Source organism: Spirosoma migulaei (genome assembly GCF_054776855.1).
Map to the genome: position 1 here is coordinate 1 of NZ_BAAHBG010000010.1, position 25113 is coordinate 25113.

Here is a 25113-nt window from a genome sequence, read left to right on the forward strand (position 1 = left end):
CTACCGGCTGACTCAGTTATATGCTTAATCCAAGTTACTCCACAACTTTTAGACTTGATCCGGAATAACCGGATAAGACGGGATTGTAACTCTTGGAGTCCTGTCTTATCCGGTTCATCCTGTCAAAACCTATACATTCACTATGACAATTCAGGATCTCCGCAATCGTAACCTTATTGTATTCGAATGCATTAGTGGAAGCCGTGCTTACGGAACGGATCTGCCTACGTCTGACACGGACATACGGGGCGTGTTTGTCCTGCCCCAGGCTGATCTATACGGATTACGTTATGTGGAGCAGGTGAACGATGACAAAAACGACGTTATTTTCTACGAGCTGCGTCGGTTTGTCGAACTACTATCTAAAAACAATCCCAATATTCTCGAACTACTCTGCGCGCCTGACGATTGCATTATCTACAAGCATTCTGTAATTGATCGTCTGCAGCCCGCTGATTTTCTATCGAAACTGTGCCGGGATACGTTTGCAGGCTACGCCATCAGCCAGATTAAAAAAGCGAGGGGACTGAACAAGAAGATACTGAATCCAATGCCGAAGGAGCGTAAATCACTGCTCAACTTCTGCTATGTAGTACGTGGGCAAGGGTCGATTCCCGTTCTGGACTGGCTAGCTGATCGGGGTGGACAATCCGAAAATTGCGGCCTGGTAAACGTTCCACACGCCCGCGATGTTTATGCCTTATTTTACGACGAAACAGCCAAATTAGGCTTTCAGGGCCTCATTTCTGGTATCGATTCCGCCGAAGTCTCCCTCAGTAGCGTCCCCAAAGATCGGGAGCCCGAAACCTATCTGTACGTCAATCACGACGGCTATTCCAGTTATTGCAAAGATTACCGCGAGTATTGGGACTGGGTTGAGAAACGGAACGACGCTCGTTACCAGAATACCCTCGAGCATGGAAAAAATTACGACGCTAAAAATATGATGCACACGTTTCGGTTGCTGGATATGGCTTTCGAAATTCTGGAAACAGGCCAGGTACTGGTACGTCGGCCAAATCGAGCAGATCTACTAAAAATCCGCGCGGGTGCTTTCGATTACGACGACCTCATTAGTCAGGCCGAACAAAAAGTAGTACAAATTGACGCTGCAGCCGCCAGAAGCTTCCTCCCAAACCGACCCGATGTTGATCGGATCAATCAGATCCTGGTCGAAATGCGAATGGAGCTGTATGCAAAGGGCAACGATTTTCAGGAATAGCCAACCAATACTGTGAGCAGAGCGATATACTACGACTCGCTACAAAAATCCATCTCACGTCTAACGAAGCAATGAAGCCGTCCATGCACTAACGTACCTGATTAGTACATAGACGGCTTAACTGGACCTATTCCCGCTTACAATCCACTAATGATTCGGGCGTACACATTGTTGGCCAAATTTCCATCATAGGTCATAGTCAGATCATCGGCCACATTTACGGTGATGCTGGCCTGACTACCCGAATTGGCATTTGTCCGCGTGATCTGGAAGCCTAAACTTGACGGTCCCCCACCACCAATAAATGAGCCAGAGGCCATTGTTAAAGTCAACTGACGCGATTCCAGCGAACTGACCACTGTCCATTGATTATTCGATACCGTTTTGGTGTCCCCTCCTGACACCTGTATACTGGTCAGACCTGGTGGGAAGGCCAGCGTGTAGCCAATAGGAACTGTTATCGTGATGGTCACATTGCCCGCGGAGGTGGGTAGGCCCGCCACCTCAAACACAGTCACCACGAAGTTGCCTACGCTGCCCGATGCGGCAAAGTTAGCTTGTGGTAGTTCCAGAGTAATGGTCAGATCGGGGCCAGCTACCCTCACGCTGGCACTGGCTGTACAGCCACCGGGACTGGTCAGCGTTACAGAGTAAGTGCCACTGGTAGTCACTGAAATCACTTCGGTGGTGGCCCCGGTAGACCACAGGTACGTGCCGGTGCCTACGGCTGTCAGACTAACCATTGGCGTGCCAGGAGTTAAGGCCGTCGAACTGGGGGTGATGCTCACGGAAGGAGGTGCACTCACAGTTACGGTCAACTGAGTCGTTAAAAAGCTGCTACATCCCTTTGCCGGATCAATGGGGTCTAATTGCAATTGATACACCTGGGTTGACGGAACATCCGTAGCCGGAATTGGCGGTACTGAGGTCCGTCCAGGAATAGTACCCAATTGATAGAGAACCCGATAATTTTCCGGAGGAGCAGCATGGCCATTTTCCGACAAGGGAGGAGCCTGATCACCAACGCAATAACCCAGTGTGCCATAATAATTAGTGGGCCAGTGCGGGTTTATGTCTACGGGCTTTCCATTGGTTGGCATGGGGCCGGTAAACGGGCGATACAAAATCCGTAATTTAGTTTTCACCGTATCGCTTTCACAGGTCTCAACCGATTGTGTCAGGTAATAACTGTGCTCTTCCATAGGGTATTTATAGGTTGTACTCGTCGGATAGTACGTTTTACCAAGGCTAAGAATTACGTTATCGGTAGACCCAAGGGAAATTCGAGTAAATACACTGCCCGCTGGCATGAACGTGTTATTCGTATACGTGTAGATATTCACCGTTGCGCCAGCGGCAGCCGTAGACGACACGTATGAACTAACATCAGCACTGGGCAGTACCCGCATACAATCCAAAATAAGGCTATCGACGCTGGGTGGAGCAGGTCTTCCCTTTACAGTTAGCAGGGTTGGACTGGGTATACTGGTCACCGCTGGATCATTGGCCATCAGACGGATTCGGTAATTGCCGCCAGCAACGGTATTGCCCGGAATCGTAGCTCGATAAACGACTTCATTGCTGACCGAAGTGGCTAGTGGAGCAGAAGCAATTGCGGAAAAGGTTGTGCCATCCGAAGCCATCTCAACGACTAAATTACCCGTTACCCCCGCCAGTCGTCCTGTCACGTCAAGCTGAGTGCCCGCACAAATTGAAGTCACGGCTAATGGTTGTGTCTCAATCGACTGGGCCCATACCGGCGTTCCCCATACGGTCGCTAGAATCGTAATAAACCAGCACCTACATACATTTTGACTCATCTTATTCATCGACTTGGGATTGATTAACATAACTGTTGACCACCATGAATAAGCGTGATGCAAAAAAGGTAATTGGTATCTGGATGTTTTTATTCGTTTGTTAAGTTTACGGTTGCTGTGCTAAGCGAACTTGTACTTACTTCATCTGAATTTATTGGGCTTTAATATCCTTTGCTACCAGAGTAAGATTATTTCCAAGCTGATGTCCACCCCGTTCAATTTCGCGAAAAGTTGCCCCTGGAAGCGTTTGTCGGTAAGTGGTAAACTGATCAACCGGTACCTCTTCATCGTCCCGGCAATGGTAAAAGAAGAATCGACTGGTTGGGGGAAGGCGTTCGGCGAAATCTTCCTGCAGTTTTAACCCCTGTACCCATTCCTCTTTACCCGTCCAAAATGGGGGAGCCAGCAAGAAAACCCGGTCTACCTTTTTCGACGCCTTATATTCAGACAGGTATTTAAGCAGCAGGGAAGCACCCAATGAATGGGCAACCAAAACAGCATCGCCTTTGAGTTTCTCAATTTCATTTCCGATTTGCTTCAGCCAACCATAATCCGGGGCAGCTTCATCCGTCTGCATCCGGGGGTAACTGATCTCATAATCCATCCCCAATGCGTTTTGGAGGGAGGCCACCAACTTGGCGTCTGCCTCATATCCATCTTTACCTCCACCCTGTATAAAAAGCACTTGTTTTTTCATAGCCAGCGGGTAATACTAGTTTAGTTGATCGATGCTTCTAGAGCGAGTTCCAATGATCACAGATTTTCTTGATTCGGACCTTCATGCAGCAGTACCCACGTTTTAAAACGATCAAGCTGGGTCAGTGCAATATTAGTAGCTGGTCAGGCATATTTTCGCCCTTGACTACGGCACCCGATTACTCCACGATCGTATGATTGATTTTCACATTTTTGAGCCTAAATCCGTTAACAACCTTTTTATCAATAGCCGCGTTTTTGCTTTCGACCGCAACGTTTTCGAAGATAAAATTGGATAGCCTGTCGTATTCTGAAATAGCCACGTCGAAGAACGTATCGCAACTAAGTTCGATATGTTTGAGACTCACATGGTCGGAGTAGGAAAGTGGTACATCCGGGCGTCCTTGTAAATCGAAAAACTGCGTCCAGGGTTTCACATACAGCAGGCTATGCGCCTGGCCTTTTATATTTTCGAGCGTTATGTATTCGTAAAGTTGAGGGGTATCTGGCCGCATCTTCAGCCACAACACCCGGCTGGCCTCGTTCACATGACAGTTACGCATGATAATGTTCCGGTTGTGAATCGCTTCGCTACCGCAGGTAAGTGCTGAATGGCAAAAGCCAAATTCACAATCCTCAATGATGATATTGGTGTTGGCACCGTTACTTGGCACACGGTCGGCCCAGGGGCCTTTACCACCTTTAAGGGCAATCGCGTCATCATTGACCGACATATAACACCCTTTAATCAAAACGTTAGAGCACGCATCCAGATCAATAGCATCCGTGCTGGGGGCTTTCACAGGTTTGTAAGGCGAATAAATATGCGCATCCAGTACTTTCAGGTTCTGGCACTGATAGTAATGACTGGTCCAGAAACCCGCATTATGCAGCTTAATATCCTGAACCTGAACGTTGTTGCATTTCCAGATAAATACCAGCCTCGGGCGGGAAACCTCCAGATTCGTACAGTTGGGATTTTCTTTCCGTCTGGCCCAAAAAGCTTCCCAAAAACGCAGCCCATTGCCATCAATCACCCCTTTTCCTGAAATTGTGAAGCCATCGACCTGATAGGCATTCACCAGGGCGGCAAAGTAATCCAGACTCTGGCCTTCCATCCGCGATGGCAATTTTGGGTAGTCAGCAATGTTATTGGAGCCTTTAAGGACAGCCCCTTCTGCCAGGTACAAATGGGTTTTGGGCTTGAAAAATAATGCTCCACTCATAAACGTACCTTTGGGGATTACCACTACGCCCCCGCCCTTCCGGGCTGCCATATCAATGACTTTCTGAATAGCGTCGGTCTGCACAAGGGTACTGTCGGCAGTTACGCCAAAGTTGGAAATCACATACGACTTTCCGAGCTGGGAAAGACTTACCTTGCGGATCGTCGTAAACCAGCTGCTGATCGGGCTTCCATCCGGAAACGAGGTTTTCACCACGTTTTGCGCACTAAGTTGTACGCTTAGCGCCACCGCACACACCAATGCAACACCTATTATTCTCATATCGTATGGTACTGACTAGTCCTGACAGGTATACAAGTAATCTACCCCAAAGATACCCCACTCCTACTCAGAAATAGGTAAGAAAAAGTTATATAACCCATATAGGCACATAATAATGAAACCGACATAGTATGTCCGCTCGCAATAGCTCTTTGCTGAATAACTCCTGATTCAATCAGTTTTTCCCATTTTTATATCACCCTAAATCTAACTACGAATGTTCGCTAAACTTGTGGCCTTTGGTTTGATCACTTATCTAGCTTGTTCGCTTGTACAAGCGCAGCCCCTCAATACCTTGTCGGCCCAGGAAAAGAAAGAAGGCTGGAAATTACTCTTTGATGGGCATGATCTGAAAGGCTGGCATCGATACAATGGGAAAGGTGTTCCCGCAACCTGGAAAATAGAACAGGGCGTGCTGCATCTGGATGTTCCCCAAACAGCCACAACGGCCCGCGACGCAGGTGATTTAGTGACCGATGCGATAATTTCGGGTGATTTTGAGTTTAAAGCGGAATTCAAAATCGAAAAGTATACCAACAGCGGATTCTTTTTCTTTGTCCAGGAAGAAGCTCAGAACAAAAAAATTTATGATACCGGCCTTGAAGTTCAGGTGGGAGATGATGCGCTCTATCAAAAAGAGTCAGCCCATCCGCACAGCTCCGGCGATCTGTTTGGTCTGGCCGACGTCCGTATGCAGGAGCCCAAACCGCTGGGAAGCTGGAATCAGCTAACAATGAGCCTAAAAAAGAGCAAACTGATTGTTACCATAAACGGCTTCACCGTCCAGGAACACGACCTGACCAGCTCCGACTGGAAACAGCGAATGGCAGCCAGTAAGCTCAAAGATGCCCCCGTTGGGAAAGGAAAGCTCACGGGGCGAATTGGTTTACAGGACTGGAATACCAATGTCTGGTTCCGCAACATCAAATTACGGCCGCTCTAACCATTATGCTCAGCTATAGGTACGAATAATAAAAGCAGAATTTGGACCTATAGCTGAGCGCATTTACAATCGTAGTATTCTACGTCCCTCGCTAGTAAAAAAACGGTTGCGAAACCCTCCAGTTAAATCTGGCAGGTTCAGTACGGCCTGGAATGATATACCGGGCGTATTCGTTGGGGAGTTATTCATTAACGCCTGGGATGGCCTTCCAGGATATGCTCATGACCAATCGCGTGCTGTTGCTGACGCCCCCGTTTACCCAACTCAACACACCCTATCCCGCTACCGCTTATCTGAAAGGTTACCTGAATACGCTTGCCCTCTCTGATGGTGAGCCGGTGGTGGCGCATCAGGCAGACCTGGGTATTGAAACGATCCTGAGCCTTTTCTCCAAACAAGGACTGACCAATCTGTTTGCACAAGCCTCCGCCGTGGCGAACCTTAGCCAGAACAGCCAGCGGATGCTACGGTTACGGGCCGATTATGTAGCCACAATTGAGCCGACGATCCGGTTTTTGCAACACCGAAACCCCACCCTGGCTCATACCATTGCCGACCGGAGTTACCTGCCCGAATCCTCCCGTTTTGCGGAAGTCGATGAACTGGACTGGGCCTTCGGGACCATGGGACTGCACGACAAAGCACGGCATTTAGCCACCCTCTATCTGGAAGACATTGGTGATTTACTGGCTGAAGCGATTGATCCGCATTTTGGCTTCAGCCGATATGCCGAACGCCTGGGCCGAACTGCTACTCATTTTGATGACCTACAGGCTTCCTTAACGGCCCCCGATACGCTGGTTGGCCAAACGCTATTGCACTTGTTGGATCAGAAAATGGCGCAGTATCAACCAACCGTGGTTTGCCTGACCGTGCCATTTCCAGGAAATCTGTTCGGGGCATTGCTGTGCGGGCGGCATCTGAAACAACACTATCCGGCGGTTCGGGTAGTACTGGGCGGGGGCTATGCCAATACCGAACTCCGCAGCCTGCGGGAGCCGCGCCTGTTCGATTATGTGGATTTTGTGAGTCTGGACGATGGGGAAGCACCTCTGCGCTCGTTGCTCGAACACCTGCGCGGTAAGCGAGAGGCCACTAACCTGAAACGGACATTTATGCGGGTGGATGGACAAGTGGTCTATCAAAACGGGGCTATCGACCGGGATGTAGCGCAGCGCGACACCGGCACCCCCGATTATGCCGATTTGCCGCTCAACGACTATCTGTCGGTGATTGAGGTGACTAATCCCATGCACCGGTTGTGGAGTGATGGTCGCTGGAATAAGCTAACCCTGGCCCACGGTTGCTACTGGGGCAAGTGCTCGTTCTGCGACATATCCCTCGATTATATTGCCCGCTACGAACCCCTCACCGCCGGGCTACTTTGCGACCGTATTGAAACCATTATGACCCAAACGGGACAGAACGGTTTCCACTTTGTGGATGAAGCCGCTCCACCGGCGCTCATGCGGGACCTGGCGCTGGAAATCCTTCGCCGGGGATTAACGGTGGTCTGGTGGACCAACATCCGTTTCGAAAAAGCGTTTACGGCCGATTTGTGCCAACTGCTCAAACTATCGGGTTGTATTGCCGTATCGGGGGGCCTGGAAGTGGCGTCGGATCGGTTGCTTGAGCGGATGAAGAAAGGCGTTACTGTGGCGCAGGTGGCTCGCGTGGCCAATCACTTCACCACCGCTGGCATCATGGTTCATGCGTATTTGATGTATGGTTTCCCGACGCAGACTGATCAGGAAACCATCGACTCGCTGGAAATGGTACGGCAGTTGTTTGCCATCGGAGTGGTTCAATCGGGCTTCTGGCATCGGTTTGCCATGACCGCTCATAGCCCCGTAGGCCTGCATCCGGCCGGGTTCGACGTACAGCGTATTGGGCCTATCGATGGTCCCTTTGCCGATAACGATCTTGACCATGCGGATCCACTGGGGGCCGACCATGACCGCTTTGCCGAGGGGCTTCGGAAATCGCTGTTCAATTACATGCACGGTGTTGGGCTGGAGATTCCGCTGGCCAGTTGGTTTACCTTCCGGGTACCACCCACCACCGTGCCACCCGATTATATTGACGAGGCCATTGCCGATACCACCGAAGACCTACTACGCAGCCATGCGCTGGTGGTCTGGCCAGGTCACGCGCCCACGCTGGCCGTAGTGGAACCGCGTCGGGGACGGCGGTCGTCCACCCAGGGGCGATCGGTACCACAGGCGGAACTGACTTTTGCCCGACGGCAGGATGATCTGGTGCTAGACTTACCCCTTACAATGGGTCAATGGCTGATGCAATACTGGCCCCAATTTAGCCAAAACGCATCCGTACCACTGACTCTCCAACAGCTACGGGCCACCTTTGAGCAGGCTGGCCTGGGCAGTTTTCTTGCCTTTCAGCAAACTGAGGGCTGGGCCGACTGGCGAGCAGCAGGGCTGCTGGTGGTCTAAAAAGGGGCACAATCACTAGTCAACTATGCTTACTCAACAAAGCTCCGTTTGCTGGTGGCAGTTGGCGTTGGAAAATCGGCAGGAATGGGAATATCGACTTTGCCGGTGGCAGCCCATTGAGCACCCCGTTGCAGGCAGGTGATAAACCCAACGCATTCGACGGAGTAATCGACATGGCCCAGGGGCGTGTGAAAAATCCGGCCTTTCCCATAGTTAATGGTCATCAGCATGGGTTCGTTGCGGTCGGTGCCTTTGTTCTCTTTTGACGAGAAAGCGGTTGCCAGCACGGTCATGTTCTCGGCGGGCCCGCGCAGACGGTCATACATCTCGTCTTTGGTATGCATCCAGGTTAATGGCATGCCTTTCGTAATGGGGTGGTTGGCGTCCCGAACCGTAATCAGGAACTCGGCCTGTGCACCGTGCGATCCGGCGCGACCAGGCTGTGTATCTCGAATTAGCTTTCCTTCGTTGTCGTAATACACAAAAGGACCATCTTTTTCAGTACGGTCCCCCCACCCGCCGAGACCGATCATTTTGTTGTAGGCGGGCCACATAGGAAACGAATTATCGGCCGCATGAACTACCACCAAGCCGCCCCCTTTTTTTATGAAGCTTTCAAAATCAGCCTGCGTTTCGTCGGACCAGGGAGCAGCATTCCAGCCAAAGTTGCAGATGACAAGGTCGTACTTAGAAAAGTCGGGGTGGAAGCTGGAGTCTGCCCTGGCTTTGGGTAAAGCTTTGGTCGTCTGAACACCAGGGATTTTATATTTCTCAATCAGGGCATCTCCGTTCCAGGTATAATAAGATCGCTTTACGTCGACCGAAAATTTACCGGTTTCTTCGAGGTAGCGCTTCATCATAAAGGTGATCTTAGGCCATTGTTCATGGTTATTCTGCCCATCTACAATAAGTGTGCGTATAACGTTAGCCTTGCCTTTTTGGGGTGATTGAGCCTGAACATACGTGCTGGTAGCAATTAGCAGTACGAGAAGAGCGAATAGCGATTTCATAAAATTTTGTTTGACGATACGAGGGCATACCAGTTCTGAATCTGCCGCAGTGGACTGCATACAGAGTTATAGTCTTCAAAACAAGTAATGGATTGAATCTACTTTAGCTTCCTTATGAGATCAGCCCATAGCCCATTTCGTAGAAGACAACGGAGCTTCCTGTCCGCTCCTACTACGCCCCGAACGAATTTCTATCCAGATTGTCAACTGCAATAGGAAGTAATCACTTTTCTTCTGAGGGTTAGGGCAATACGACGATCTTACCAGCACCCTTATTTTGCTCCATGAATCGGTGGGCCTCCACGATCTGATCTAACCGAAACACCTGGCTCACCGATAGTTTCACCTGGCCCGCTTCAACCTCGCGGATAAACTCCTGAAAAGCTGTTGTTGAACTACTGATCTGGCCAGAGTCGTAGACAGTCAGCTTAACCGTAGACGGAATGAACTCCATGGGCGCAAAGTTCGGTATTGCCCAGGTTTCGGATAACATACCACTCATGCAGCCCGTACCACCGGGCTTGAGGCAACTCAATGAATCGTGCAGGGTAGATGTACCTACCAGCTCCAGCACCTTATCAACGCCCTCGGGAAAAATAGCCCGTACTGCCTCGCTCAGTTTCCCGTCATCGATTAATACGTGTGTGGCTCCATTATCCCGCAAGGCCGATTCTTTCTGCGCATTGCGGGTAGTAGCCAATACCCTAATACCCAGGTTTTTAGCGATCTGAATAGCCAGCATGCCTACCGACGACGTACCTCCCCGTACAAGCAGCGTTTCGCCGGGTTGAATACCCAGGGCCAGCTGCAGCGAGCCGTGTACGGTCTGAAACATTTCCGGAATGGCACCCAGCACCTCCCAGGGAAGCATGCTCTGAAACGGGTGCAGCAAGTGTTTGGGCAAAACCGTGTACTCGGCATAGCTGCCGTCAAAGTCCCGACCCATACCGCCCATCAGTGCCATTACCGGCTGGCCTTTGGCATACTGGCCGGAAGGGTCGGTTTCCACCTCACCAACGCACTCGATACCCAGCACTCGCGGGAACTGAACATTGGGCGATAAGCCTTTGCGGGTCATCAGTTCAGACCGGTTCAGGCCAAAAGCGTTCACTTTTACCAGCACCTGCCCATCAGTTGGAATAGGTATAGGCCGCTCCTGGAGAACAAGCTCCTCGGCTGAGCCGGGGCGATGGATGACGACAGCTTTCATGAATCGGCGAAGAAAAGGTATGAAACCGTTATTGATGTCTGTAAAATTGACGCATTATACGTTAGTCAGGAATAATCTAGCGTAAGAAATAAGCTTAAACTAGAGTAAGCCAATCAACCCTATTCATCCTGTTTGATCACCTGGCGTTACAAAAAATACCTTAGTTCAGTTGCCAAATGGCGTAGCTGAACTAAGGCAACTTACTGTCCATCAAGGATGAGCGAACCTTAAAGCCCAAAATACTATTGCACCAATTTCATAGTAACAGGGTCCCAATGCACGATCTTTTTGCTTAAAAAACTAGCGTTACAAGATAAGGCTGGCGCGGCTGCCCGGAAGCCGAACGTAGCATCCTCAACAACGGGTTTACCCATTCTGATGGCATCAAAGAAATTAGTGAAGTGGTCTAGATGGTCGCTGTAGCCATCAGGGGCTTTAAAGACAATATCTTCTTTGGTTGGTCTTTTTCGCTGGTCGGCAGTCCATTTGGCGTCGTATTCCTTCTGCATGTCATCCTGCATACGTTTGGAGAACGTGAACAAAGAGTCATAACCGCCAAAGCCAGGCGCTTCGGGCATAAGACTATGTTTAACGCTGATGTTGTTACCAACCACATCAATGACTCCTTCCGAACCAACCAGGCGGATCACTTCCTGCCCGCCTGTGCCACTAATAAAATTCACCTGTAAGGTTAACTGAAACGCAGCGTGTTCCGGGCTATCGGGATATTGCATCACGCCCGACATTACATCAGGCAGATTTCGTCCGTCTTTCCAATAGCTGAACTGCCCGGTACTATAAATGCTTTTGGGGCCTTTTGAGTTGGTGATAAAGTGAGAGCCGCTCAACAAGTGAATAAATAAGTCGCCTGCTACGCCCGTACCCACTTCTTTAAAGGCCCGCCACCAGAAAAACTTTTTGGCATCGAACGGCATTTTGGCCGTAACACCAATAAACCGTTCCCAATCGGTGGTCATGGCATCCGCATCCTTGGGAATTGTATATTCCCAGGCGCCAATCGAGCTTTGCCGGTCATACACGGCATTCACCATGTTGAGTTTACCAATTTCACCAGCTGCCAGCAGTTCTTTTGCCTTGGCATAACCGAGGCTACTAACCCGTTGACTGCCCACCTGCAATACCTTGCCCGCTTGTTTGGCGGCAGCTATGACCGGATAGCCCTGGCTAATTTTATAGACCATCGGCTTTTCGCAATACACGTGCTTGCCTTTCGCCAGCGCATCCAGGGTAATACGTGCGTGCCAGACATCATGCGTAGCAATAATCACCGCGTCGATGTCTTTCCGGTCCAGGAGTTCTTTATAATTACGGGTGGTATATAGTTCATTGCCAAATTTTTCTTTGGCGTTTTCCAGTCGGCCCGTATATAAATCGCAGATGCCTGCCAATTCAACACCCGGCACTTTAAGGGCTGTAGCCAGGTCAAAATGGCCCTGAACGCCATACCCAATAACCCCCAATCGAATGGTATCATTGGACGAAACCGGTTTTTCATAATGTAGGATGCGTTCTTCAGCTTTTGCCTGAGCAGCCAGTGACGACAAAGGCGAGGATGCCGCCACCAGGCTGGTCGCACCAATTTGCTGCAAAAATTGCCTTCTTGAGGTTGAGGGCCGGCCGTAGCCGCTATCTTTTTTCATAGGAAAAATAAAGGAGGATTTAGAGCTATTTTACCAAGTAGCTAACGAAAGCGATTTTCCGGCTGTCGGGGCTCCACGAAGGTACGTTGATTGTGCCTTGACCGCCATAAAAGACGGGGGTTATATCTTTGACGGCTTTGGTTTTGGTATTCATCAGGCGTAGCTTAACGTTTTTGCCAAATAAATGGGCTTGTTTTTCATCAGACATGTAGGCGATGTAAACGATCCAGTTATTATCGGGCGAGGGGTGCGCAAACCAGTTCGAATTTTCATCAAAGGTCAATTGCTCGGGTTTTGAGCCATCGGCCAGCATCCGCCAGATCTGCATGTGTCCGGTACGGTACGAGTTGAAATAAATGTATTTCCCATCGGGCGAGTAATCAGGCCCATCGTCCAGGCCTTCGGTACTGGTCAGTCGTTTTTCGGTTCCTCCGTCAATCCCGATAGTGTAAATATCAAAATTACCGTTGCGCTCTGCACAATAAGCTAAGGTCTTGCCATCGGGCGTCCAGCCATGCCAGAAGGATGGCACTTCGGGGGTGATTCGTTTTGGCTCTCCGCCCGTAATAGGAAGTATATAAAGCGCGGATTTGTAGGATTTTGTCGAAGGATCACTTTTGTCATTATGACTGACTACCAGCCATTTTTTGTCCGGAGAAATACCGTGGTCATTGTTGCATTGGGTAACAGAACCCGTATTAAGTTCGGCAACTTTTTTTGATGCCAAATTCAGGGTATAAATCTTACCCTTACTATTTAGAACGAGATAGTTGTCAGGGTGCCAGTTGGGGGCTTCAAAATGGGTATTGATAGACAGAACGGTATCTATCTTTCCCGTTTTGATGTCGAGCGTCTGGATATAACTCGTGGTATCTTTTTTGATTTGTGCCACTGAGCTAAATGACCAGAGCATACAAACGGCGGCCAGGCCAAGCCAACTGAAACGAGGTAGCGTAATTCGTACTTGAGGGAAATTTTTCATACAATCAGGATTTGAGGTAAGGGCGTCCGTACTCGACAAGGCAAAAGTAATCAGTTTATTTCTATTTTATAAAAAATATATAATAGATTTTATTATTACCACATTTTAACAAAATAACCATATATATGAACTAATTAATTAGGTGGATAAACCCTATTTTTGCCGGAAGATGAAGAAGTTTGACGATGACAAGTATATAGCCCACCTGTCAATTGATTGTGTGATTTTTGGCTATAGGAATAAAGAATTGAACGTGCTGATTTCCAAATTTAAATTTGGGAAAGGAGCCTGGTCATTACCGGGCGGTTATATCCTGAAAACGGAAGGGATTGATAAAGCGGCATGCAGGATATTGAACGAACGAACGGGTCTGGAAAATATCTATTTAGAGCAGTTTCGGGTATTTGGTGATGAAACGCGTATCGTGAACAGTCGATATAAGGAAACGATAAAGTCGGAGCTTACTACGTTTGATGACCAACGATTTGATTCGGCTGTGGTCGAGTGGCTAACAAGCCGATTTGTGTGTATTGGTTATTACGCCCTGGTTGACATCAATACAGTCAATCCACAAGCTGGGGAGTTTGATGAGTATCTCGAATGGCGAAGTATCAAAGACATTCCTGAAATGATTCATGACCACGGCGAGATTTTATCTTTCGCGCTCGAAGCCCTTCGTCAGAACCTTGACCAGAAACTTATTGGTTTCAATCTGTTGCCCGAAACGTTCACGATGCGGGAGGTTCAGGAACTGTACGAAGCCGTTTATAACAGACCATTTGTCATCACCAATTTCCAAAAGAAGATACTCGATCTGAACGTATTAGAACGCCTGGAGAAGAAATTTACAGGTGCCGCCAACAAAGCGCCTTATTTGTATAGGTTTAAGAAACAGGCTTAACCTGCGTTAAGCCCTGTGCTGTCAGGAAGCGATGCCTTTCCAGCCATCGGTCCGCCGGGCGGTCATTCTCAGCTGCCACCTGGAAAGTATGTTCAACTCCGTCGTGGTCAATTGCAGATAGCCGAAAGTAGCCTTTCACAACGAAGGAGTAATATTTATAGAGAAAACCCGCCTGCAAAATAGCCTACTGACGTCTTATCTGGCGCAGAGTTACCCTTCCTTCAAGTAATTTTAATTTGCTTTCCTCAACTGGAAGAAAGCGGTCAAAGTGGCTGCCTAACAGCTGAATCGATAGCGGTTCCAGCCCTATTGCCCTGAGCAGGTAGTTTGATTATCAGCCCACAAAAAAGCCAACCCTCAAGATGGGGCTGGCTTTCACGTTTTCTTAACCTAAACTAAGTCCGTTGTTATGTATGTTGTTTTTATATATGATGTAGGATATATGATGTATGTAGATCAATATCATATATCTTTTAATTCTGTCCGCTTACCCGGTTCTGCTCGGCCGATGTGGCTGAATTGCGTTGGCGGGCACTTTTTACGTTCTGATTACCGAAGCGATAGGTAAATGTCAGTCTGATTTGGCGACTCTCCCAGCGCGATTGCACACGAAAATCAATATCCTGAACCGCAGCCCGACCGTTGAAATGATTCAGCCAGAACGGGTCATTTACGTTTAATTTCAAACTACCCTTACCATCCATAACTTTCTTTTGCACTCCTACGCTGAAGCCACCCATCGGTTGTGCCCGGTAGAACCCGTACTGCGATGCCGAATTGTACCAGCCTGACACCTCCGCCGACAGCGTTTTGCTCAGTGTAAAGTTGTTCGACATATATAGGTTGTAGGCTACTATCTTCACTTCGTAGGGACTACCTGAATACACGGTCTGATAATGTTGGTAGTAGGTGCTGATGTTATTCTGCATGCGCCACCATTTAGCAACCGTTATCGGGAAGCTCAGATTCAGACTTATGTTGTCCATAGAGCCCATATTTTCGGCAGTCACGTAGGTAATATTCTCAGCGGGAATCTGGCGGGGCGTTTCCTGATTAATAAAATCCGTGGTACGGCTATAGTTCAGCGTAGTCGTGAATGCGTTCTTGTAAACGTGCGTCAGCTCAACCGAATTGGTATACTGAGGCCGCAGGAACGGATTCCCTTTCTGATACGTGTATGGATCCAGATAGAACACAAACGGATTCAGATTCTGGTAATCAGGACGGTCGATCCGGCGACTGTACGACAGGTTCAACACGTTGTTGGTATCCAACTGCCGCGACAGAAAAACGGTCGGAAACAGATTCAGGTAGTTTCGATCAACAGTTTGGTTCAGCGTAATCGAATTACCAATCGAGTGTGTATGTTCGGCTCGTAAGCCTGCCTGAACTTTCAGCTTGCCAAATTTACCCGCGTAGTTAAGGTAACCAGCATTGATATTTTCTTTGTACAGAAACTGGTTCGAGCGGCTGGCATCGGGCAGCCATTGCCGATTTTCCTGTTGCAGCGTATCGTAAAGCGTGTTGTTGTCGGCATTAACATAGCTGCTTTTCAGGCCCGCTTCAAACTTGCCTCCATTTTTAAGCGGATGCACGTAGTCGGTTTTGAACGCCAATATATTTATGGTTGACGGCATGTTACTCCGAACATCCTGATTAGGTCGAAAAATCACGTTTTCGGAGTTGAAATATTGGGTAGCCAGATTATTGCCACTCTTACCATTGTAGTGAACATAATCAGCATCAACGGTCCACTCGCGACCTTTGCCGTAGTCGAATTTATAATTGACATTACCCGTCAGGTTCGATAACAAGTTACCCTGGTTTGTCTGCGTAATCGCCTTGCTGGTCAGTTGGTGGTTTTCATCACTGATAAGCGTATTGTTCTGACCCGACGACCGCCAATCGTTTGAGAAACCATTTACCAATACGCCAATCGTGCTTTTATCGTTGATGAAGTAATCCATACCCGCTTTGTACGAATGGCCGGTAAACTGGTTAGGGCGAAACGAATTCTGATCAAAGTAGGTCGTATGCCCATTGTAAGGAATGTTCCGGGTAATCTGATTGCTTTGTGCACTTTGCCGATTTACATAGCTATAGTTACCGAACAGATTGATTTTCCCTTCGCGGTGATTCAGATTCAATGAAGTGTTGAATTTTGGAAGATCATCGCGCACCCCGTTCAGGTTATTCACCCAACCGTAGCCGGTGCCAAGAATGAAGGTTCCGTTGGTTCCGAAATTCTTGTTTTTCTTCATCTTGATATTGATGATCCCTGAGTTACCAGCGGCATCGTACTTAGAACCAGGATTGGTAATGATCTCAATAGAAGCAATGTTATCGCTGGGTGTGTTCTTCAGCAGGTTCGATACTTCCTGCTGCGAGAGGTAGGTTTGTTTACCATCAATGTAGACGATAACACCCGCCTTGCCTTTCAACTGAATCTGATCATTCTGACGGTCGATGGTAACGCCGGGCGCTTTTTCCAGCACTTCCAGCGCCGTATTACCACTAGCCACAATGCTGTTCTCCACGTTCATAACGGTGCGGTCAACCTGCTGCTCAATAAAGGGTTTCTGCGCTACAACGTTTACTTCTTTCAGATTTTTAGTTTCATCGCTCATTGCCAGAGCGGGCAGTTCGTGCGCCGGATGCGCTTCATCAATTGCGAACGGTGCACTATACGTTTTGCGATAACCGATCTGTTGGGCAGCCACCAGATACTGGCCGGCGCCTACATTTTCGAAGGCATATTTCCCATCGATATCGCTGATAGCCCCTTTCACGAGGGTCGAATCTTTTGCTTTCAGGAGCATCATTGTGGTGAACTCAAGCGGCTTGCCAGCTTGTGTTCCCACGTGTCCATTTACCGTTCCCCGTGTCAGAACCTGCCCAAACGCCGTTGTCAGCGTCAGCAGAAGGAGGGTTGAAAAGGAGAATAACGTTTTCATAAGTATTGCTGTTTTCAGAAGGTTGCTTTGCTTTGTATATTAAGTACATGGCAAAGGTAGGTAGTGGGCATCACAAAGTACCTGTTCTTACACAAGCGGTCTGAACGGCAGTATGAGCGGATTTTAGAAAGGAATTGGTATTCGAAGGGGTACTTTCAAGCTAAAGACACAGGCAACAAAGAGAACGTTGCATGGTCAGAACCGGGATTTAGCTGATTTTAGGGATTTCCAGGATTTTGTTTTTAACTGATTCACGTTAACAACGTGCGAAACAAAATCCAGCCAATCCCTAAATCAGCTAAATCCTGGTCACAGTTTAATTCCCACGGCCCATACACTGGTATCGGGGCCCTGGCCTGCCCGGAATGGGCTGTTGGGTTCGTAGCGGAAAAACAGTTTAGAATCGCCCCGGAAACCAAGTTCGGTGGTGAGTCCCCAGCGAATGGGATTCAGGTTGTAGGCGTTGTGGTTCCGAACGGTTGATCCGCCTTCGGGCTTCACTTTTGTATAGCTATCCAGGCGCATGCCCGCATAAGCGCCCACGCTCCAGCTAAATCCCGATCTAAACGATACGTTCAGCATAAGGGGCAGGTTAAGCTGTGTGGTTACGAGTTTAGACCGGTGAAGATCGACATTGGCTGGTTCGATAACGACTTGACCATTCTGCTCGACTAAGGTATTCCGATCGGTAAACATAAAGTTGTTCCAGGCAACTTCAGGACCGGTTATGAGTCGAAGTTTGGTTGAACCACTTACCGCAATCGGAATGCGTTTCTGCCAGGAGAGCGCCACGAAACGGGAACCGATTGGGCTCAGCTCATAGCTTGCAGGAAGCGAACCTCCGAAGTTGTTTAAGCCGATGTAAATGCTGAAGTCGGAGGTGACGCGTGAGTAGTTTCGGGTTTTGGTTCTCGTTACCTGAGTTGAAGAGGTTGAATCAGTCGTGATGGTAACGGTGGTCGATTGCGCGAACGAAGCAGTTGAAGCAGCGATCAGGGCAGTAGTCAGGAGGTGTTTGAAGGAGTTCATCGTTGTTGTCGTTTAAGGTTCAGGGTTTGGGAAAATGGATGGTTGAAGGGTTTAGGAATCTACTCGCAGTAGAAGGGTCGTCCATTGTATTTGTTGTGGTATTTGACAGGAAGATGTCAGAACCCCGGATGCAGGTTGCATGAGGTTGAAAAAAAAATCAGAAAATTTTTTTGAGGCCAATTAGGTATAGGTCGTAGTAGAAGCAACCCTGATGTTCTCGCCCGGCAAAGCCGGGCGAGAACATCAGGGTTGCTTCGTTAACCAATAACTTAATAATCAATAACTTGTCTCTAAGAAACAGGCAGGTAAATCGTAAACGTAGCGCCCTGTCCGGGCTGGCTAACGGCCGTAATAGCCCCCCCATGATTGGCTACTACTTTCTCGCAAATGGCCAGGCCAATTCCCGTACCTGCGTATTCATTGCGGCTGTGCAACCGCTGAAAAACCTGAAAAATGCGGTCTATATATTTTTCATCAAAGCCAATTCCATTATCCGACACCTTGATCTGATGGTAGGCAACTGCCAACCGGGCAGGCTTAACTGCGGGTGGTAATGCGCTAGCGACTACTTGTTCAGCTTGTATCTGAATGCTGGGAGTTATACCGGGTTTCTGAAACTTCAGTGCATTACTCAATAAATTCTGAAACAATTGCCGTAACTGCGACTCATCGCCCGAAACTGTTGGCAATGTATCTACCTGAATATGAGCCCCAGTCTGCTTGGCAGCGACTTCCAGATCATCCAAAACCCCCGCTACTACCTGATTAAGTGGCACCGACATAGTAGCCTCCTGGCGAGTTGATATTCGCGAAAACGTCAATAAGTCTTTAATGAGCAACGACATCCGGCTGGCAGCACTTTGCATACGTTCCAGATGGTCGAGTCCCTCCCCTAGTTGATCGGTATACTGATTCTTGAGTAGATCACCGAACGACTGGATTTTCCGGAGCGGTTCCTGCAAATCATGACTGGCGATGTAGGCAAATTTTTCCAGGTTTTCGTTTGAGCGACGAAGGTCATGGTTCGAGGCCATCAGTTGTTCCGTTCGTGCCTGTACCTGCTGTTCTAGTTTTGTAGCAAGTTGTTTCTGTTCGTGAATATCGGTGGCGGTTCCAACCCAGAGCTGAATCTCACCGGCCTCATCCCGAATGGGCAACGCCCGGTTTAAATGCCAGCGATACATGCCATCGGCCCCTCGACGGTAGCGATTTTCCACCACAAACGTGCTACCGTCGGCCAGAGACTTTTTATACATGTCCAGCGTATAAGGCAAGTCTGCCGGATGAACTACAGCCTGCCAGCCCCAGGCTTTCGACTGCTCGAAATCCAGACCGGTATAATCATACCATCGTTGGTTGTAAAAATTCACTTCGCCTTCGGGCGTATTGGTCCAGGTCATCTGGGCAATGGCTTCCAGTAGCGTTCGGAAACGCAACTCGCTCTCTTCAATAGCCCGGCGTGTTAACACCTGTTCCGTAACATCAATGGCCATATCAAGTACGGCGTATACCTGCCCGGCAGCATTACGAAGTGGTTTATACGTAAAATTGAAGTAGAATGTTTCTAATTGTCCATCTACGATCAGCTCGGCCCGGGCGGCCTGCGCACTGTATTCAATACCGGAGGTATATACATCATCCAGAAGCTGTAGAAATGGCTGTCCTTCCAATTCTGGCAGCGCTTCCCGTAATGGCTTGCCTACAATGCTATCGCCTTTGCCCCATACCTTCAACATAGCTTCATTGGGGAGTTCAATGACCAGATCCCGACCCACTAATAAACTGATGGCAACGGGAGCTTCTTCAATCAAACTCCGAAAGCGTTGTTCACTCTCCTGTAGCGCTCTTTTGGCTTTAACCTGCGCGGTTAGCTCGGTGGCTACAACCAGCACATCATTAACAGACCCTGAACTATCGCGCACCGGAGCATATACAAAATTAAAGTAGGCTTCTTCCAATTGCCCGTTTCGGTGTAATCGGGCAAGAGTTTCGAAACCGTAGTGGGCGTTGCCCGAATCATAAACGCTTTCCAGCAACTCAATGAAGCCCTGACCTTCCAATTCAGGCAAGGCGTTAATCAGTGGTTTTCCAATAATTGACGCATTTTTACCCCATATTTCCAGAATGGAACTGTTTGCGGTTTCAACGATCAGGCTACGGCTATTCAGAATACTGATAGCGACAGGAGCCTGGTCAATCATATTCCGAAACTGCTCTTCGCTTGCCCTCAGTTTGGCTTCGGCCTCCACTCGCTCACTGATGTCCTGGGCAATAATAATGATACTCTGGTCTTCATCCTGCGCATCGGCTACCGCGGTGACATTTAATTGCACCCACCGAATGGAGGTGTCTTTGTGGATATACCGCTTTACCAGATTGAAGAAAGGTCGTTGCCCACCCACGACTTCTTCAAACAACTGACGGTTGCTCGCCCGGTCGTCGGGATGGGTTAGGTCAAAGCTATTCAGCGTATATAACTCATCTGCCGAATAGCCCAGCAATTTCGTGTAGGCTTCATTCACTAAAGTAAAATTGGCCTTCTGATCGGTGAAGCCCATAGCCATCGACGTATTGTTGAAGGCGATGAAAAAGCGTTCTTCGGCCTCTCTGAGGGCTTTATCTTTCTCTTTCTGATCGGTAATATCCAGGGCAATCCCAGAAATAGAAACAGGCTGTCCGGCAACATCAAATAAGTACTGCCCGATTACCTTGACCCAATGGACTGTTCCATCTTTCCAGACAAACCGAGCTTCGTAGTTTATGGCTCCTGTCTGCATCGCTATAGTATGCGCCTGATCCCGGATAGGTTGATCCTCTGGATGAATATGGTCAATGAATACATTCCAGTTGAAGCCAGTCGTTTCATCGCCCGTTAATATTCGGCCGAACGAGGGCGAGTAAAGTACATCGTTCGTTTCTACGTTGATGAAAAAAGAACCTGAACCTGAGCCTTCCAGCGCAATTCTGGCCTGTTGTTCAGACAGGATTGCCTTTTCCTTAGCCAGTACTTCTTCTGTAATATCCTCGGCAACGCCCGAAAACCGATAGGCTTCTCCGGCTTCGGTGAAATGGGTTTGCCCAGTGAAACGTACCCATCTCAGCTTACCATCACTCACGCCAATGGTCCGAAAACTGGCATCGTAGTGCCCCCCCGACTCAGGATTGAGCGCCCATTGCACAGCCTCATTTACCCGATTCCGGTCATCAGGATGAATATAATCCAACGTTTGGGCATAAATCTGGCTGGCTGCATTGGTTAACCCACACAGTTCCTGGCAGCGGGCATCCCAATTAACAACTCCCCGAATGGGGTCTAGTTCCCAGGTACCGAGTTGGGCCGATTTCAGGGCGAATCGTAACCGTTCTTCACTTTCTTCATGGGCCTTCTGCAATCGAACCCGCTCCGTGATGTCCTGCATGGCCCCCACCATCCGCAGCGGTTTACCGTCCCGGTGCAATACATAGCCCCGGTCATACACGATAGAATAACCACCATCTGCGCGCTGAAATCGGTACTCGTATGACCAGTTTTCCCCACCCTGGTCAATAACCTGATGAAGACTAACTAACACCTGCTCTTTGTCGTCAGGATGAACATGACTAGACCAGGACTCCAGACCATTCGTGATTGTTTCTTGTGGACTGTAGCCAAACAAAGTGGTATAGCCTTCATTCCACTCTATTACATTGGCCTCCAGATTCCAATTCCAGACCGCATCCCGCGTGGCCTTTGTTAACAGCTCAAATAGTTCGCTGGTTGTTACTACGTCTGTATTCAATGGTATTTTTCTCCCAAACGTTTAATAGAGTTCAACAAGTTGACCTCGTAGTATGCCGATTCATCTCATAACCGTACAGGACATGATCTGTTTATTTATGGTTAGAGGAGTCGCTATTGCTGCGTTATTCGTAGTAAGATCTATTTTCTCTGCTATCAAGAAGTCAATATATCCCTAAATATACAGCTACCTAAGGCAAACTCATAGTTCATTAAAGCTGTCACCAACTGATCGTCTATGTTCGCACTACAAATTTAATTTTTTACGATTTGATATATACTACAGGTTATCATCATAGCGATATAGACACTATCAAATCGTGTATTATTGTTAGCTATACTTATTGATTATACGTACGATAAAACCAGTGTTTCAGGCGTTCAGCCAATAATACATAGCTCCCTACAACCCCAATAATAGCTCCGTAGAGTGAACCCGGCATGGCTACAAACCCGAACACCTGAGCTAGTGGGCTAATGGGTAGCAACAATACTACCCCCACAATCAGGCCAGTCGCGATTAGTAGCCATTTACCCGGTCGGCTCCGGTAAAACACCTGCCGGGTTCGAACCACCAGAACAATAGTGGAAGCCGACATAACGGATTCCGCGAACCAGCCTGTTTGAAATAAGGCTTCATGCGCGTTGAATACCCATAGTAATACCCCAAAACTCAGGTAGTCGAAAATTGAGCTTAGAAGTCCAAACGTCATCATGAATCGCCGAATAAACGTCATATCCCATTTGGCAGGTTTTTCAATGGCAGTTGGATCTACATTGTCCGATGCGATGGTCATTTCGGGCAAATCGGTCAGGAGGTTTGTCAGTAAAATCTGGACAGGCAGTAGCGGCAGGAAGGGTAAAAAAATAGACGCGCCCGCCATACTGAACATATTCCCGAAGTTGGCGCTGGTGGCCATAAAAATGTACTTCATGGTATTGGTAAAGGTACGTCTCCCCTCCCGAACGCCATCAATCAGTACATTCAAATCCTGTTTCAGGAGCACAATATCCGCGGATTCTTTAGCCACGCTCACCGCCGAATCAACGGAAATACCCACGTCGGCGGCATGAAGGGCACTGGCATCATTGATCCCATCACCCATATAACCGACAACATACCCCCGTTTTTTTAGGGCCAGAATAATGCTTTCCTTTTGGTTAGGCTCAATTTCGGCAAAGACATGAGTGGTTGTTACTTTATGGCGAAGGGCCTCCGAGCTGAGTTGGCGTAATTGCGAGCCAGTTAGTACTTCCGGCGTTTTAATACCAATTGCAGTAGCCACTGCCTGCGCTACCAGCACATTATCGCCGGTAATCATTTTGATCTGAATCCCAAGATTCCGAAGCGTACCCAGCGTATCCTGAATGCCAGCCTTAGGCGAATCGAACAGGCTGATGAAACCCAGAAAGGTCATCCCGGCCTCGTCTCGTTTATCAATCGTCCGCTTGCCATTGGTGTTCTTTGTTGCCAACCCCAGGGTCCGAAAGCCGTTGGCACTTAGCTCCTGAAAGGTTTTCTGAATCGTGACCAAATGCCCGGCTATTGGTTCGGGCGATGGACCACCGGTATCCACAAACTGGCAGACATCCAATGTGTTTTGCAAAGCCCCCTTGGTCACCATAATCGTTTGCCCGTTTTCTTCGGTTAAAATCGTCAACCGCTTCCGAATGAAATCGTAGGGAATCTCATCCACGCGAGGATAGCTGGAACTATCGTCAGGAACGAATGAGAGGATGGCAACATCAATTGGGTTATGAAATCCCTGCTGTAGCTGTGCATTTAGTTTCGCCAGCAGACCAGCACGGGCGGAACGGTTGCCGTTCACGTCGATGATCCGGTCAACCTTAACAGTTCCATCCGTAAGCGTACCGGTTTTATCGGAGCAAAGCACATTCATGCTCCCCAGATTTTCAATGGACGACAAGCGTTTGACAATCACCTGTTTTTCAGCCATCCGACTAGCGCCCTTGGCTAGGTTGATACTGATTATGGCGGGTAATAATTGGGGAGTCAGTCCAACCGCAATAGCCAGCGAAAACAGAAATGCATCCAGTACCGGCTTGTGCAGGAAGACATTGATGGCAAAAATCAGAAACACTAATACCATCGTTATTTGCATGAGCAGATAGCCAAACCGACGGATACCATGCTCAAAATCCGTTTCGGGAGGAGTGCTGTTCATTCGTTCGGCAATATGGCCCAGCTCCGTATTCGTACCCGTTTGAACGATCACCGCCGAGCCACTGCCACTCACCACACTGGAACCCATGAACAAGGTATTCCGGCGTTTGGCAAGGGGCGTTGTCGTATCCAGGAGGCAGGGTTGCTTATCGACAGGAAAGGTTTCTCCCGTCAACGTAGCCTCATTGACGAATAACTCATTGGATGACAACAGGCAGCAATCGGCGGGGACCAGATCACCGGAGCGGAGTGTGATGACATCACCCGGCACCAGTTGTTCATCAGGCAGTTCCTGCTCATTCCCATCCCGCAGAACGGTCGTTTTAGCCACAACAATGGACCGTAACTGCTGCATGGCATTGGATGCACCCCGCTCCTGCCAGAAGCTAAGCAACCCACTTACCAGAATGATAATCAGGATGATAACCCCATCAGTAATATCGTTCAGAAAAAACGACAGAATGGCCGCAATGATCAGAATAAGCGAAATCGGGCTATTGAACTGCCGAACGAGTAACCCCAGTGCCGAAGTATCGCCAGTCGGTTTGATCAGGTTAGAGCCAACGGTTTTCCGGATTTTTTGTGCTGTGTCCTGACTCAGTCCCGATTCCTGAGTATTTAACTGATTCAGAACATCGGTAGTCGGTAAAGCCCAAAAGGTTGAAAGCCCTTCATTACCTGGGTTCGTTTTACTTGAAGAAGTCACGGGATATAGTTGATAGAACGCTGATGTTTAAGATTTGTAAGATGAGTTATGATTT

Annotated in this window: 15 protein-coding genes; 4 read left to right on the forward strand and 11 right to left on the reverse strand. The window is 48.6% G+C overall.

Annotated elements, in window-relative coordinates; genetic code table 11:
• Positions 1-142: 142 nt before the first annotated feature.
• Entirely contained in the window at positions 143-1222 is a 1080-nt protein-coding gene (locus ACYVGO_RS10625; RefSeq protein WP_460969247.1) for a nucleotidyltransferase domain-containing protein, read from the forward strand.
• Between the two features lie 137 nt (positions 1223-1359).
• On the opposite strand, the gene ACYVGO_RS10630 is transcribed toward ACYVGO_RS10625, so the two are convergent.
• The 3 genes from ACYVGO_RS10630 to ACYVGO_RS10640 form a co-directional block, all read right to left on the reverse strand.
• The gene (locus ACYVGO_RS10630; RefSeq protein ID WP_460969248.1) at positions 1360-2943 is read right to left on the reverse strand and encodes a hypothetical protein; all 1584 of its coding nucleotides are present in this window, start codon (positions 2941-2943) and stop codon (positions 1360-1362) included.
• 250 nt (positions 2944-3193) lie between these two features.
• A complete protein-coding gene (locus ACYVGO_RS10635; RefSeq protein ID WP_460969249.1) occupies positions 3194-3739 on the reverse strand; it encodes an alpha/beta hydrolase in 546 nt (181 codons plus the stop codon).
• A gap of 178 nt (positions 3740-3917) precedes the next feature.
• On the reverse strand, positions 3918-5246 hold the full coding sequence (locus tag ACYVGO_RS10640; protein WP_142771601.1) for a rhamnogalacturonidase: 1329 nt from the start codon (positions 5244-5246) through the stop codon (positions 3918-3920).
• A gap of 217 nt (positions 5247-5463) precedes the next feature.
• Here ACYVGO_RS10640 and ACYVGO_RS10645 point away from each other — a divergent pair, with 217 nt between their 5' ends.
• Both ACYVGO_RS10645 and ACYVGO_RS10650 read left to right on the forward strand, forming a co-directional pair.
• Entirely contained in the window at positions 5464-6189 is a 726-nt protein-coding gene (locus ACYVGO_RS10645; protein WP_142771600.1) for a 3-keto-disaccharide hydrolase, read from the forward strand.
• A 221-nt stretch (positions 6190-6410) separates the two neighbouring features.
• Positions 6411-8642 carry a B12-binding domain-containing radical SAM protein gene (locus ACYVGO_RS10650; protein ID WP_460969778.1) on the forward strand — a complete coding sequence of 744 codons (2232 nt, stop codon included), beginning with the start codon at positions 6411-6413 and terminating at the stop codon, positions 8640-8642.
• A 29-nt stretch (positions 8643-8671) separates the two neighbouring features.
• Here ACYVGO_RS10650 and ACYVGO_RS10655 read toward each other — a convergent pair whose 3' ends face one another.
• The 4 genes from ACYVGO_RS10655 to ACYVGO_RS10670 all read right to left on the reverse strand — a co-directional run bounded on the left by ACYVGO_RS10655 (position 8672) and on the right by ACYVGO_RS10670 (position 13505).
• Positions 8672-9652, reverse strand: a complete 981-nt coding sequence (locus ACYVGO_RS10655) for a ThuA domain-containing protein (RefSeq protein WP_460969250.1) — start codon at positions 9650-9652, stop codon at positions 8672-8674.
• A 241-nt stretch (positions 9653-9893) separates the two neighbouring features.
• Positions 9894-10862: a zinc-binding alcohol dehydrogenase family protein gene (locus ACYVGO_RS10660; protein ID WP_460969251.1), complete on the reverse strand. Its 969-nt coding sequence runs from the start codon at positions 10860-10862 to the stop codon at positions 9894-9896.
• Between the two features lie 242 nt (positions 10863-11104).
• Positions 11105-12523, reverse strand: coding sequence for a Gfo/Idh/MocA family protein (locus ACYVGO_RS10665; RefSeq protein WP_142771597.1), 1419 nt, complete (start codon positions 12521-12523; stop codon positions 11105-11107).
• 25 nt (positions 12524-12548) lie between these two features.
• Positions 12549-13505: a TolB family protein gene (locus ACYVGO_RS10670; RefSeq protein WP_460969252.1), complete on the reverse strand. Its 957-nt coding sequence runs from the start codon at positions 13503-13505 to the stop codon at positions 12549-12551.
• Between the two features lie 169 nt (positions 13506-13674).
• Here ACYVGO_RS10670 and ACYVGO_RS10675 point away from each other — a divergent pair, with 169 nt between their 5' ends.
• The gene (locus tag ACYVGO_RS10675; protein ID WP_142771595.1) at positions 13675-14406 is read left to right on the forward strand and encodes an NUDIX hydrolase; all 732 of its coding nucleotides are present in this window, start codon (positions 13675-13677) and stop codon (positions 14404-14406) included.
• Between the two features lie 473 nt (positions 14407-14879).
• Here the strand turns inward: ACYVGO_RS10675 and ACYVGO_RS10680 are convergent, their stop codons facing one another.
• From ACYVGO_RS10680 to mgtA, 4 genes are all read right to left on the reverse strand, one after another.
• Positions 14880-17360 (reverse strand): outer membrane beta-barrel protein, encoded by a 2481-nt coding sequence (locus ACYVGO_RS10680; protein WP_460969253.1) that lies wholly within the window; start codon positions 17358-17360, stop codon positions 14880-14882.
• 309 nt (positions 17361-17669) lie between these two features.
• Positions 17670-18389 (reverse strand): outer membrane beta-barrel protein, encoded by a 720-nt coding sequence (locus tag ACYVGO_RS10685; RefSeq protein WP_142771593.1) that lies wholly within the window; start codon positions 18387-18389, stop codon positions 17670-17672.
• 290 nt (positions 18390-18679) lie between these two features.
• Positions 18680-22168, reverse strand: coding sequence for a PAS domain S-box protein (locus tag ACYVGO_RS10690; protein ID WP_460969254.1), 3489 nt, complete (start codon positions 22166-22168; stop codon positions 18680-18682).
• Positions 22169-22508: 340 nt separating this feature from the next.
• Positions 22509-25058: a magnesium-translocating P-type ATPase gene (gene mgtA / locus ACYVGO_RS10695; protein ID WP_460969255.1), complete on the reverse strand. Its 2550-nt coding sequence runs from the start codon at positions 25056-25058 to the stop codon at positions 22509-22511.
• Positions 25059-25113: the final 55 nt, after the last annotated feature.